Here is a 12,937-nt window from a genome sequence, read left to right on the forward strand (position 1 = left end):
ACCGTTCTGGGCGGAACCGCCTCCCTTGCACGCCGAAGCATGAATATTCGCCAGCGCCATCAGAGATAATAAGCCCGCATGACCAAAACACCCATCTCAAGGAGGCCAACTATTTTGAATACCAACTCATCTGCACAGATCCGGGAATGCGAGCAAATCGTTCAGCAGCTGATAGCACAGACCCAGCAGGGAACGCAGAATTACCAGCAGCTTCTTCAGCAGGAGCAGCAGGATGCCGCCAAGCTCCAGGAGCTTAGCCAGCATAACAGCAAGGCCATTCAGATGATCCAGCAGGCGCTGCAGGGCCATCAGACCGCGATGCAGCAGCTGCAGCAGATCTCGCAGTCGGTCAGATCGATGGAGCAGTTCCCGCAGACTTCCGGCTTCAATACCCATACAAGCATTCCAAGCTTCAATTCCGGGAACCAGATGGGACTAATGCATTCTATGGGACAGAACCAGCCAATGGGCCAGAGCCACAATACAGGAATGGGAGGGTATAACTCCTCCTTTAGCCCATCCTTCACTTCAAACAGCCAGCCGGTGAACTCACTGCATAGCCCGATCAACGCGGGAATTAACCACCAGCCGATGCATACGCCAATGCAGACACCGATGTCCGCAGGCTCCTCCTATAACGCTCCAATGAACCAGGGACGAAGCTTCCAGTAGGAAGAGCGGGGAGCATATCATTCTTATATTTCGAAAAAGGGTTCTCTCAGACCGCAGCAGCGGAAGCTGAGAGAACCCTTTTGGCGTACCCGCCACGCCATGAACGGTCCGCGCCTCGTCTAGACTACCAGCCTGCCGGTCTTCTCCGCGAGCCCAATCGTCGCCTCCACCCCGGAGTTGAACTCCAGATAATCGCTCTCCACTCCATCGCTGAAGATCACGCCGTCCTCGGGCATCTGCGAAGTGATGCGCAGCGGCAGACTGCTGCTGATTCTCCCGAATACCAGCTCTGCTGAGGTCGTCCGGCTTGGAAAAGGCTCCCGCACAGTGAAATACAGCTCCGGATGATTCCAGGCCAGACCGCTGCCCGCGCTGACTGCGGCAATCTCCGCAGACACCTGGGCTGTCTGTTCAGCAGCTGCATCCTGCATTTGTGCGGCACGGCTGACGATACCTGCGGCTCCGGCGAGCACACTCTTGAGCCAGCCCGTGGAGCCCAGGCCGGTCGAGACAATGATGCCGCTGGAGGATTGCTGCTCCAGCTGCCCGTTCAGCTCCAGCTGATACCGGGCTGAGACATGGGTCCGGCGGCCGATGAACAGATCGTTCACCCCGTACAGGCTCTGCCCGTCATTCAGCTCCACCTTGGCCAGAGTAACCTCACGGACCTGGCGCTGGGCGCGCAGCACCTCCGTCACCACTTGCCGAACTTCCTTGACTCTAAAGGGCAGCAGCACGCCATCCCAGCGCAGCGGATCAGGATTCACTCCGATCAGCGGCTGCTCCTGAAGGTATTTCAGTGTATTGGCGACCAGACCGTCCTGCCCCAGGACCACTACGGTATCCTCGGCCCCGAAGATGAAATTCGGCACATGCTGCCGCTCCAGGACCTGGAGCCGGCCGATGGCGCTGAGCTCGGTCACTGCGGTCTCCACCGCCTTGCGGTATTGGAAATCCTCGCTTAAGTAGTCGCTGAAATCGGCTCCCAGCCGTTCAATATAGAACTGGGCCTGCTGGATTGTGTTGTAGCGGACCACCAGCTCCTCCAGGCGTGTCTTGCGCTTGATCAGTATGATTTTGTTCTCCGAACCCCGGCTGCTCATCGTCCGTTACCTCCTCTTTCTGCTCCGGCTCCACCTCCTGCCGAGCCGGCCATGATTCCTTGCAGCAGATCCGGTGTAATGTTAAGCTGGCCGATCTTCCCGGCATTCACCGCTAGCTCCTGGAAGGCGATGGCGATCAGCTTATCCGGGTTCATGCCGACATTCGTCAGCGCCTGCAGGACGTTAGGCGATACATTTTGCAGCGAATTCATTACCGCCGTCAGCTCGTAAGCCTTGGCATCCGCTTCGGCTCTCTTATTCGCTATGGCCAGCTCAATCAGCGCCTGCTTCTTCTCCTCCAGCTCCGTATCAAAAATCAGCTGCTCTTCCTTCATCTCATTCTGCTTCTGCTTCGCTGACCGGTCAGAATCAAGCAGCGCCTCACGCATCTGTCTCTTCTTCGTCTGAACGGCGATCTCCGTATTCAGCTCATTCTCCTTCACCCGCCGCTCCTGCTCAATCGAAGCATTTCGCCGCTCATATAGCGCGTTATCCGCGCTGCGGAGCATCTCCTCCCTGGCCTGCGCTTCCAAGGCCCGCAGCGTCTCCTTATTCGGTACAATCGCCAGAATGGACAGGCCCATCAGCTCAATGCCCAGCTTCTCAATCTCCGCACTCTGGCCGATTTCATGGGTAATCATCTTGGCAAGACGTTCACTCGACTGGATAGCCTCCTTCAGCGGGAGCTGCCCGAGCTGCTTCTTGGTCAGGACCTTGGCGATATTAATCACCCGCTGGGCCAGCTTGTGCGGATCGTCGGAGAGATAGGTGTTCTTTTTGAGATTATAGGTGTAGTTGAGGATCTGGGTGGTCTTGCGGTAATCGACAATCCGGTAGGTCAGCTGCCCCTGGACGGTTACCGTCTGATAGTCCGCCGTAATTTCCTCGAACATGAATGGAACATCGATCGAGGAGACAGGCACGACAACCACCGAAGTTGTCGGCGCATAATAATGAAAAGAAAGCCCGACCCCTTCACGCACTACCTTGCCATTCTTCACCTTGAGCACATAATCACTGGGCTGAAATTTCACGAACCGGAATCCAAACATGATCATTACCTCCTAGGGGTTGTATTCTGAGTCATCTGTTGAGCAAAGGTAAACTCAGTTATTAATTAATTGTTATTATTAAATTGTTATTAACAACATCATAGCAGACCTTTTTGATATTATCAATATGTTATTAACAAAACGAGCAAAAAAATATTGTACAAATTCAAATGCTGCCTCGTGTTTTGTCCATTGAGTAACAACTGGCTATAATTTATGATGATTTAAACGATAATGATTATCATTATTGGTAATCACAATACCTTTGGGAGGCATACATACAATGAACAAGACTCGACAACCCTTCGCTATCCTGGGCATGCTCTTCCTGATGGGCACTTTACTGCTCGCCTGCAGCAGCAATAAGAATAATCAGGGGAGTAGTGCAGCAACCACCGCACCTGACGCGCAAACCACTGCTGAAGCTGCAGCTACTACCCGTTCACACACGGATTACAAAGGCCATACGGCAGAGATTCCAGTGAATCCGCAGCGGATTATCTATTCCGGAGAAACGTATGGCGATCTGCTGGCACTTGGTGTACAAGCCATCGGCTATCCGCTCTCCATGGGGGAGGGCCAGGTCTTCGAGGACAAGCTGACCGGAATTGCAGATGTCGGGTTCCCGATCAATCTGGAGAAGACGCTGGAGCTTCAGCCCGATCTGATTATCTACGCCGGTATTGATGAAGCTGATTACGACGCTCTCTCCAAAATCGCTCCAACGATTATCTTCGATACCTTCGCCCCCCTGAAGGAGCGGATGCTGGATATTGGAGATATTTTAGGCAAGAAGCAGGAAGCGGAGGCTTGGCTGGCCCAGTATCAGGCGAAGGAGGATGCGATGTGGGCCCAGCTTAAGGCTTCGGGGATGAAGGACGGTGAGACCGCTTCGGTCTTCACTTATTATCCGGGGGACCGGCTGTTCGTAATGGCAACAACGGGCCTCTCGCAGGTACTGTACGGAGAGCAAGGCTTCAAGCCTACCCCGGCTATTCAAAAGGTGCTGGATGCCGATATGGGCTTCCAGGAAATCTCACTGGAAGTGCTCCGGGAATACGCCGGAGATCGTATCTTCCTGCTGACTCCGGTGGCAGACGAAGCCAAGCAATCGACCGGCAATCTGCTGAAGAGCGCAGTGTGGAACAGCCTGCCTGCCGTTAAGAACGGCTACGTCTACACGCAGGACATCATGAAGACCTCCAGTGATGCTACCACCAGAGAGTGGCTGCTCGGCGAGATTCCTACCATGCTGGGCAAGCAATAATTCCGGGGCAGACAGACTGAAAAGCAGCTTATCAACGCCTGTTGATAAGCTGCTTTATTTTATATACAATATTGTTTATTGATAATCGTTCTCAATATAATTCAATTCTAAGCTGTTTGAAAGGAGTGCCTGCCTTGCGCGAGCCTGACCACGACCACCTGCCTGCACTCCCGTCCGCCCCTCTCCGTTCCCTGCTGTTTCAATTCAGGAGCATTGAACTGGTGATGCAGAGCGCTGACACTATATCGGCTGTGCAGACAGCGGAGCAGCATACGCTCCTGCTGTTTACGGGCGGGCGCGGCGAACTCGGAATCACTGAGCAGACCTCACTCTCTGTACATGCGGACAAGTGCTGTCTGCTGCCTCCCGGAACCTCATACAGTCTGGATAACCGGGAGCTGACGCTTTATTTTTATGTGTTGACTTTTGCCGCTTTGACTACAGGGGATTCCCCTGCGTTCTACGTAGATGAACTGCTCCCGGGGCAAAAAGAGCTGATTGTCCACCCCTTCACCAGAGTGATCCGGCTGGCGGAAGAGCTGCTTGCGGATCATAACGGCAGGGATGAGCTCCAGCATGTCAGACAACAGCTCCAATTCCAAGAGCTGCTGCTCCTGCTGCTTGAACAGAACTACTCCACCCGCCAGCTGCCAAGTCCGGCGCAATCGGTGGAGAGTACGATACACTTCATGCAGCAGCATTATAGGGAGAGTATCACGGTGAAGCAGCTCGCGGCGCTGGCCGGTGTCTCCCCCTGGCAATACACTCCGATCTTCCAGAAACTGACCGGCCAGCGCCCGCTCGATTATCTGACCGATGTGCGCATTGGGCACTCGAAGACTTATCTGCTTGAAGCCGCCGAGCCGCTGCGCGAGATTGCCCTGCGGGTAGGCTTCTCCGACGAATACTACTTCAGCCGCCGCTTCCGGCAGAAGACGGGAATGACTCCCGGGCAATATGCCCGGTCGCAGCAGCGCCGGATTACGGTCACGGACTGGACCGGACATTCGGTGGACATCCCGGAGCGTCCGAAGCGTGTTGTCTACCACGGGGAGACACTGGGCGATGTGCTGGCGCTGGGGGTGAAGCCTGTCGGCGGTGACGAGGCGTTTGCCCGGGGCAGTGTCTATAGCCACCGGGTCAAGCGCTTAGCCAATGTCGGATTTCCGCTGGACCCGCAGCTGACCCGGTCCATCCGGCCTGACCTGATTATCCTCGCAAGCCCGGATGAACAGATCTACCGGAGTGTATCCGGCATCGCCCCAACACTCACCTTCGACTCCTTCGCACCGCTGGAGCAGCGGCTGCGGATTCTTGGAGAGTGGCTCGGGAAGCAGCGCGAAGCTGAGGTCTGGCTGCAAGCCTATCATGCCAAGAACGCAGCCATGTGGCAGCATCTGTACGCCGGGGGACTCTTGAAGGGTGAAACAGCTTCGGCGCTGTTCTATGACCATGGCAACCATCTATACGCCATGGGAATGACCGGCTTGTCCACGGCCTTGTATGCCCCTGGCGGCCTGCAGCCGACAGCGGAGATCAAGGACATTCTGGACAAGGATCTGGGGTTCCGCGAAGTGGACCCGGCGATGCTGCACAGCTACGCAGGGGACCGTGTCTTCATGCTGATTCCAGAACGGGAGGACTCCCGGGAGGCCATGGAGCAGCTGCTCCAGACGGAGCTCTGGAGCAGTCTGCCTGCCGTGGAGCAGGGCCATGCCTATATGCTGGATGGAGCCAAATGGAATTCCGGCGATGCGCTGACCCGGGAGCGGCTGCTGACGCTGCTGCCCAGACTGCTGGGCCTCTAACAGGGCTTGAGAAGCGCACGAATGGCTTCAAGCCGCTCCGGGTCAATGGGCATCAGCGGATCGTCGTCCTCCCGGACTGCCGAACCAAAGTGTACCCGGCGGACGCCGGTCCGTGTTACGAAATCCTTCAGGTCAGCAGCATTCAGGCCGCTGCCTGCCAGGATGGAGAGCGAAGAACCGGCAGACAGCCGTTCCAATACGGCGAGCCTTACCATACCGCCGGGTGTATTAGCCGCAGCAGTCCCGCCGGAGGTCAGGATATCGGTAATCTGCGGATACCGCTTCAAGACCTCAAGGGCTTCAAGCTGGTCCTGCACCTCGTCGAACGCACGGTGGAAGGTAACCTCCATCCCCCCTGCCCGCTCCAGCAGCCGATTCAGCAGTTCTTCATCTATTGTCCGGTCCTGGCGGAGCATGCCCATAACCAAAGACAGCCCGCCTACCCCGGCTACATGCCGGATATCGCGCAGCATAGTCTCCACATCGGATGCGTCATACACGAAGGAGCGGGCGTGCGGTCTGACCATCACTCTCACAGGAATACTGACCTTTTCCCGGACCGCTTCGATCAGTCCCAGACTAGGCGTTAATCCGCCCTCCCGGATCCCCGTGACCAGTTCAATCCGGTCAGCACCATAACGCTCCGCTATGACCGCATCATTTACTGTAGTTGCTATAACCTCTAACAGCATAAATTGCTACACTCCCCTTCTTAGTCGTAATCCTTATAAACCGCTCTACCCTTAGTATAAAGATAAACATTGTAAATAGCAGGAAGATTCCTGACTATGTCAGTACTAGACCTGCGACCAGGATTTTTCCCGCCTTTTGGAGAGTGTGTTCTCTGGATGAAGCCTCTATACTGAAGAAGTTGAAATTTGGAAATCCGGAATGGAGCGCCCTGAATGATAAGACAAAGTATACACGCGTGGAAAATGCTGATCCTCTCTCTGCCCAAAGGAATCATCGCCTTCGTAATTGCTGTTACAGGTATATGTGCAAGCCTGCCCTTGATTATTGTATGGGTGGGGCTGCCGCTGCTGGCCCTGACCTTGGCCTGGTGCCGCAGCATGATGTCCAGTGAACACAAAACAGTTGAAGCCTGGTCCAGCGGCAACAGCCGACGTGGAACAGGGCTGCCTGCTGCCGTAGATCATGCTCCCGCCTTCCGCTGGGAGGGGCTGCGGACATTAGGACACCAGCTCCGCGAAAGAGAGTCGTACCGGGGAATCCTGTACAGTCTCCTCCAGCTGCCCGCAGGTATTCTGGGGTTCGCACTGGCACTGGTTCTGCCTGCGGTGGCCTTCAGTGCTCTTGTGTCACCTGTGGCCCAGCGAATCAGTTCATCGGTATTCTCCTATGATTTGAATATGCTGGACCCGGAGTTCTTCTTCTTCCTGTCCGGCACAACCTCAGATGAACGCTCGTGGATTCTATGCGGAACCGGATTTGTACTGCTGCTGATTCTGCCGCTGCTGCTTGTAGGTCTTGGACGTCTGTACGCGGCCTGGATCAACGCAGTTTCAGGAACACCTGTGAATTCCACCAGTACCCCGCTTGAAGTCATACATACCTGATCTCTTCCCGCATATCTATTAATAGTTCACTTGCCAAAGCTTACGAAGCGGGTTGTGCCCGAAGTGATTGCAGCAAGGGCAGCCCGCACAACCTTGTGAGGAGGCGGTTCAGTGCTCATGATTCTGGTGTATCTGTTTGCTGTGCTTGGCGTGTCTCTCCTGCTGTTGGCTGCGGTTCTTCAGTACAGACTCTCCCGTCCCAGGGCTGCGGGCCATAGCGGGGCTACCCATGCCCTGTCCGCCTTCAGCCTGAAATTCCCCCAGCGGTTCATAACTCCAGACGAATCCCATCTGATTGCCCTGGACGAAGAAGGCCAGGCGCTCGCCATCGGGCTGCTGCATCCGGGAAAGCCGGAGCCGGCGACAGCCACCCTGTATACGTTCGATGCCATCCTTGGAGCAGAGATTGTCGAGAATGCTCTGACTCTCAGCAAGGTAAGCAAGACCAGCCGGATTACCACCAGTGCACCGAGAATACGGGCAGGTGCCGCCGCAAGCTATGAATTCACAGAGCCTGTCCAGGGCGGCAGTCCTGCCGAAGAGATCCGCGAGCTAACGCTCAGAATCTATTTTAGCAGCGCAGATACGCCTGTGGTATCCATTCCTTTTCTCCCGGCGCGCCTGCCGGCCCGCAAAACAGATCTTCAATATTCCGCAGCCTTCCTGGAGGCGCAGCAGGTACATGAGAGAATCCGCGACATCGTCTCTGCATAAGGGAAGCCTTAGCCTTCAGAACTCGCAATTACCGGACAACCGCTGTAAAATCCTCCAGAGCCCTCCCCTGTCTCAGCTTATCAATAATTGTAAGCAGGAAGCTCTCCGCGAGGCTGCCTGGTAATATGGCGTCCGCAGCTTCATCCAGTGTGAACCAGGCTGCGTGGTCCAGCTCGTCGCTCATGGCACTCAGGTCCTCCGTGTCAGCCACACTAATGTAATTGAGCATTAATGTATTAGACGGGGCGAAATACTGGCTGCGCATATATTCATAAGCAATCACCTCAAGCCCCGCTTCTTCCTTCACTTCACGGGTCAGGGCCGCTTCGGCGTTCTCTCCCTTATTCACATACCCGGCGAGCAGAATGTAATCCTTGCGCTTATACTGCTGGATGAGCAGGATTCTATCGAGTCCGCGGTTCAGTACGGCTGTACTCATCGCTGTGCTGAACACAGGGAATCTGAAGACGGCGCATGAATCACAGTAGGGTACCTCACCTTCTCCATTGCATTCCTTCATTACCAAGCGACTTCCGCATTCCAGACAAAACTTCAAGCTTTATCGCTTCTTTCTGTAGGTAGTATAGTTGTTGTCTATTCTAAGCGATTGCTTCCGAACGTACCACGGTAAAATTCAAGAAACCCGTCCTTTATAGAACAGGGGACAGGGTTTCTTGACGTGATGTGGAATATACTATAAGGGGCCCGGACACTACGGGCTGCATTACATCATAGAGATGGAGGGAACTACTCGACATGAACATCATTAATTTCGCGCATCGCGGCGCATCCGCAGCCGCCCCGGAGAACACAATGGCGGCCTTCCGCAAGGGTCTGGAGCTTGGTGCAACCGGCATTGAGACCGACGTACAAATGACCAGTGACGGAGCAGTAGTAGTGATCCATGATGAGAGTCTTAACCGCACCACTTCAGGCAGCGGTTATGTGAAGGATAAGACGCTTCGTGAGGTGCTGGACGTGGACGCAGGCTCCTGGTTCAGCCCTGAGTTCGCAGGAGAACGGATTCCGACACTGGACGAGCTGCTGGATCTGCTGCAGGGCCGGGAGACGATTCTGAATATAGAGCTGAAGAACGGGACCTTCCTCTATCCCGGCATGGAAGAGAAGGTCATCGCCGCTGTCCGGGAGCAGGGTATGAGTGAGCGGGTGGTAATCTCCAGCTTCAATCATTATTCCCTGGCCTACTGCAAGTCGCTGGCACCGGAGATCCGTACGGGTATTCTCTACGGAGAGGGGCTGTACCGTCCTTGGAATTACGCAGCTACATTGCAGGCAGATGCGCTGCACGCCCATCATTCCTCAGTCCTGCCGGAGTTCGTGAATGCCGCAGCGGAGAAAGGCATTGTCTATCATCCGTGGACGGTTAATGATCCCGAGCGGATGCAGGCTCTAATCGATGCTGAGGTGGCGGGGATCATTACCGATCACCCTGATGTTCTGGCCGGGCTGCTCGCTGCCAGAGGCGTCTGACATATGTAACACGGCTGCGCTGTCCATAGGATGGCGCAGCCGCTATTGTCAAAAAAGCCCCACAAAGTGGGGCTTTAGACGAAATATTTATTGTGCCCTTGAGCTGCTGACCAGCTTCACGGAAGGAATACGGCTCTCCTGCTTGTATACGGCATAACGCCCGCTTCCCAGCTGCTTGGCACTGTACATAGCCGAATCCGCCTCCTGAAGCAGCTGCTTCGGGTCAATCCGGCCCTGGCTAATCGTCACGCCTACACTGGCGGACACGAATAATTCATGGCTCTCCAGCTTATAGGTCCGGGTGATGCGCTCCAGAACCTTAAGGGCAAGCTGCTCTGACTCCTTACGGCTGCAGCGTTTGGCGATAATGACGAATTCATCTCCGCCCACCCGGAAAATATGCCGCTTGCCTTTGCAGGTAAATTGCTGCAGGCTGGTTCCTACAGCCTCCAGTAAAAGATCCCCTGTATGATGGCCGAGGGTATCGTTAATCGATTTGAACCGGTTCAGGTCCAGATATAATACCGACAGCTGCTCGCTCAATTTGCAGTGATCCCAGAAATGATCCATTCCGTTCTTGTTCAGCAGGCCGGTCAGCGTATCCCGGTATGCCAACTCCTTGAGCTGGTCACGCTCTCCAAGGATCATGCGGATCCGCAGGAACAGATACAGAATACCGGCAAGTGTCAGCATGTACAGGAACAAAGAGATCAGCAGGCTTCTGCCTTCTGTAGTGAAGCCGGTTATGGCTCTTCTGCCCAGCAGATGCATGCCGCCAAGCCCGGCACTGATTACCAGCACCACAAGACTCGAGCGGACCGCCCGGGTTCTTTGCGGTTGTCTGGAGAAATCCTTTGTCAATCTGAGCGTGCTATATACGGTCAGGACCCCTATAAGTATGGATAGAATCGTCAGCATATAATTGCGGGCCTCTTCCACTAGTCTTACGCCCTCCTTCAGCCTATCAATGAATTTATGGTTTTATCGCTTTCAAGCGCTACTGTACAGGATCCGACTGAACATATTCTGAACAACTCCGGCAGGGGATGCTGGACATTAATACCCCCACCGGATCAGCACTAAGCATATTATCGGCAGGACCGGCGCTTTATTGTAATGAAATGCTCGGAAATATCCCGTCCTATCCGTCCATATGCTCCGCGCTGTTGTACAATTCACAGCTCCAGCTGTCATTCTCATTGACCAGGCAGGTGATAGAGGTGTTCTTCAGCAGCACGCTCACATCCAGGGAAGGCACAAGTCCGGCCAGCGTACTCCGCAGAATAGCCCCGTGGCTGACGACCAGCACATTGCTGCCGGGATGGCGGGCAGCAAGCTCTTCAATCGCCCGGACTCCCCGCTCGCGGGCCAGCTCCTGGCTCTCCAGCTTCAGATCCATCGTCTTCCACTGGCTGCCGAAGCGCTCGATCCGCTCGCTCTCTGTGGTTCCTTCAATCAATCCGCCGTTCATCTCCCGGATGTCCGGAAGGAGACCGGCCAGCGGGATGCCCAGCCTCCCGGCGATAGTCTCCGCCGTCTGTCTGGCCCGCAGCAGGTCGCTTGAATAGATATAATCCCACGCTTCGCCGCTAAGCCGCTCCGCAAGCACGCCGGCCTGCCGGAAGCCTTCCTCGTCCAGAGGATTATCCGTGTGGCCCTGGACCCGGCCCTCCTGATTCCAGCGTGTGCTGCCGTGCCGGATTAAGCCTATTCTTGTCATGATCGCTACCACCCTTATATGCAGATATTCTAATGTGTTCCCATTATAAACTAACCCGCTGCTGGATGCATGCTCCATTGACGGTAACGGAAGACGATTATATGATGGTAGCTCAAGTGCTGCATTCTGGGGCCTGTTCCAGAATCATCCTAACCTGCAGATCAACCTGCTATAAGCAAAGGAGATTTTGTGTATCATGAAAAAAATGCTCACCCTCTTTACCGCCTTCTGTCTGCTGGCTGTCCTTCTTCCAGCACTGCAATCCGGTGCCGCTGCGGCGCCGCAGGCCAAGCTTGCCGTATATGTGGATAAGGAGAATCACTCCTTCATCCCGGTCCGCTTCCTGAACGGCTTTGCCGGTATCCAGTCTGTGCTTACCGCTTCCGGCGGCCAGATTGAGATATCACGCGGCGAGAATTCCATTAGCTTCACTCCAGGCAAGCCCGGGGCTTCCGTCAACGGCAAGCCCGTTACCGCAAGTGTGCGGCCTTTCAGTGAGAACGGGACCACCTATGTCCCCTTGTCTCTTGTAAGCCAGACACTTGGCATACAGCTCCAGTGGAACAAGGAGGCCGGTTCGCTTACGCTGACAAGCGGGGCTGAAACAGGCACCGCTGAGACAGCCACCCTGCCTGTACAGAACGGCAGCCTGATCAAAAGCGGATCGCCCGCTGTAGTCAGCGGACATCATACCTACAAGGTCGGCGGCCGCTCCTTCAGCGTCCAGACCGTCACGGTCTCTCTGCTGCATCCTTCAGTGAAGCTGGATGCCGTTCTGGCCGGGAATACCGTCGGCAAGACAGAAGCTCTTGCCAGCATCGCCAAGCGCAGCAATGCCGCCGCCGCGATCAACGGCACATTCTTCGCCGCCTATACTGACGGCGCCTTCAAGGTTCCTTACGGCTACATCATCAGCGGCGGGAAGATGCTGAAGAACAGCTCCGGAGATAAACGGGCTGTCTTCGCTTACGACAGTAATATGCTGGCTGAGCTGATTCCGGGCAGTGAATTCAAGGCACGCTTCGATTCCGGTTCCGTTCTCGGCGCACTCCAGGCGGGACCACGGCTGTTGGTCAACGGGAAAGTCGCGCTGAATGTGGCGGCCGAAGGCTTCCGGGACCCCAAAATCCTGACTGGCGGTGGCGCCCGCAGTGCACTGGGCATCACCCGCGATCATAAGCTGATTCTGCTGACCTCCGGCGGGGCAACCATCCCCCAGCTGGCGGAAATTATGAAGCAGGCCGGAGCCTACCAAGCGATGAACCTGGATGGCGGCGCCTCCAGCGGCCTGTACTACAATGGCAAGTATCTGACGACTCCGGGACGCCTGATCAGCAACGCTCTGGTCGTACAGACAAAATAATGCACCGAGCTTAGAATGTAAATCTTAAGTGTGTTGATGAAACTGCCTTTATGGAATGCTGCGAAGCGGCCATTCCTATGGGCAGTTTCTTTTTTTGATTCCAGCGGCTCCTCAAGCGGGCTCAGTTCAGTCTGTAATCAGGCAGAATAAGGAATACGCCTACGGGGGAT

General features: G+C 55.3%; 13 protein-coding genes. 7 read left to right on the top strand and 6 right to left on the bottom strand.

Features of this window, described 5'->3' with window-relative positions; all coding sequences use genetic code 11:
* Positions 1-114: 114 nt before the first annotated feature.
* Complete coding sequence (locus J2Z70_RS33950) at positions 115-672, top strand: hypothetical protein (protein ID WP_209878789.1); 558 nt, start codon at positions 115-117, stop codon at positions 670-672.
* A 119-nt stretch (positions 673-791) separates the two neighbouring features.
* Here J2Z70_RS33950 and J2Z70_RS28755 read toward each other — a convergent pair whose 3' ends face one another.
* Both J2Z70_RS28755 and J2Z70_RS28760 read right to left on the bottom strand, forming a co-directional pair.
* Positions 792-1,775 carry an NAD(+)/NADH kinase gene (locus J2Z70_RS28755; protein ID WP_209878791.1) on the bottom strand — a complete coding sequence of 328 codons (984 nt, stop codon included), beginning with the start codon at positions 1,773-1,775 and terminating at the stop codon, positions 792-794.
* Entirely contained in the window at positions 1,772-2,827 is a 1,056-nt protein-coding gene (locus tag J2Z70_RS28760; RefSeq protein ID WP_209878793.1) for an SPFH domain-containing protein, read from the bottom strand. Before J2Z70_RS28760 ends, J2Z70_RS28755 begins: the two co-directional genes overlap by 4 nt.
* A 283-nt stretch (positions 2,828-3,110) precedes the next feature.
* Here J2Z70_RS28760 and J2Z70_RS28765 point away from each other — a divergent pair, with 283 nt between their 5' ends.
* The gene (locus J2Z70_RS28765) at positions 3,111-4,094 is read left to right on the top strand and encodes an ABC transporter substrate-binding protein (protein WP_209878795.1); all 984 of its coding nucleotides are present in this window, start codon (positions 3,111-3,113) and stop codon (positions 4,092-4,094) included.
* A gap of 134 nt (positions 4,095-4,228) precedes the next feature.
* Entirely contained in the window at positions 4,229-5,902 is a 1,674-nt protein-coding gene (locus J2Z70_RS28770) for a helix-turn-helix domain-containing protein (protein ID WP_245368594.1), read from the top strand.
* On the opposite strand, the gene J2Z70_RS28775 is transcribed toward J2Z70_RS28770, so the two are convergent.
* Complete coding sequence (locus J2Z70_RS28775; protein ID WP_209878797.1) at positions 5,899-6,594, bottom strand: copper homeostasis protein CutC; 696 nt, start codon at positions 6,592-6,594, stop codon at positions 5,899-5,901. The two genes, J2Z70_RS28770 and J2Z70_RS28775, sit on opposite strands and share 4 nt — an antisense overlap.
* A gap of 213 nt (positions 6,595-6,807) precedes the next feature.
* On the opposite strand from J2Z70_RS28775, the gene J2Z70_RS28780 reads away from it, so the two are divergent.
* Both J2Z70_RS28780 and J2Z70_RS28785 read left to right on the top strand, forming a co-directional pair.
* Entirely contained in the window at positions 6,808-7,479 is a 672-nt protein-coding gene (locus J2Z70_RS28780; protein ID WP_209878799.1) for a sensor domain-containing protein, read from the top strand.
* 111 nt (positions 7,480-7,590) lie between these two features.
* Entirely contained in the window at positions 7,591-8,193 is a 603-nt protein-coding gene (locus J2Z70_RS28785; RefSeq protein ID WP_076079548.1) for a hypothetical protein, read from the top strand.
* 28 nt (positions 8,194-8,221) lie between these two features.
* On the opposite strand, the gene J2Z70_RS28790 is transcribed toward J2Z70_RS28785, so the two are convergent.
* Complete coding sequence (locus J2Z70_RS28790) at positions 8,222-8,632, bottom strand: NAD(+) diphosphatase (RefSeq protein WP_245368595.1); 411 nt, start codon at positions 8,630-8,632, stop codon at positions 8,222-8,224.
* A 317-nt stretch (positions 8,633-8,949) separates the two neighbouring features.
* On the opposite strand from J2Z70_RS28790, the gene J2Z70_RS28795 reads away from it, so the two are divergent.
* Positions 8,950-9,684, top strand: coding sequence for a glycerophosphodiester phosphodiesterase (locus J2Z70_RS28795; RefSeq protein ID WP_209878803.1), 735 nt, complete (start codon positions 8,950-8,952; stop codon positions 9,682-9,684).
* Positions 9,685-9,771: 87 nt separating this feature from the next.
* On the opposite strand, the gene J2Z70_RS33520 is transcribed toward J2Z70_RS28795, so the two are convergent.
* Together J2Z70_RS33520 and J2Z70_RS28805 are read right to left on the bottom strand one after the other, a co-directional pair.
* Positions 9,772-10,623 carry a diguanylate cyclase domain-containing protein gene (locus J2Z70_RS33520; RefSeq protein ID WP_209878805.1) on the bottom strand — a complete coding sequence of 284 codons (852 nt, stop codon included), beginning with the start codon at positions 10,621-10,623 and terminating at the stop codon, positions 9,772-9,774.
* 202 nt (positions 10,624-10,825) lie between these two features.
* Complete coding sequence (locus J2Z70_RS28805) at positions 10,826-11,404, bottom strand: histidine phosphatase family protein (RefSeq protein WP_076079535.1); 579 nt, start codon at positions 11,402-11,404, stop codon at positions 10,826-10,828.
* 196 nt (positions 11,405-11,600) lie between these two features.
* Here J2Z70_RS28805 and J2Z70_RS28810 point away from each other — a divergent pair, with 196 nt between their 5' ends.
* Positions 11,601-12,767 (top strand): phosphodiester glycosidase family protein, encoded by a 1,167-nt coding sequence (locus J2Z70_RS28810; RefSeq protein ID WP_209878807.1) that lies wholly within the window; start codon positions 11,601-11,603, stop codon positions 12,765-12,767.
* Positions 12,768-12,937 lie beyond the last annotated feature (170 nt).

Origin of the sequence: Paenibacillus silagei (assembly GCF_017874735.1) — a bacterium.
GTDB classification, from domain to species: Bacteria; Bacillota; Bacilli; order Paenibacillales; family Paenibacillaceae; genus Paenibacillus_AQ; species Paenibacillus_AQ silagei.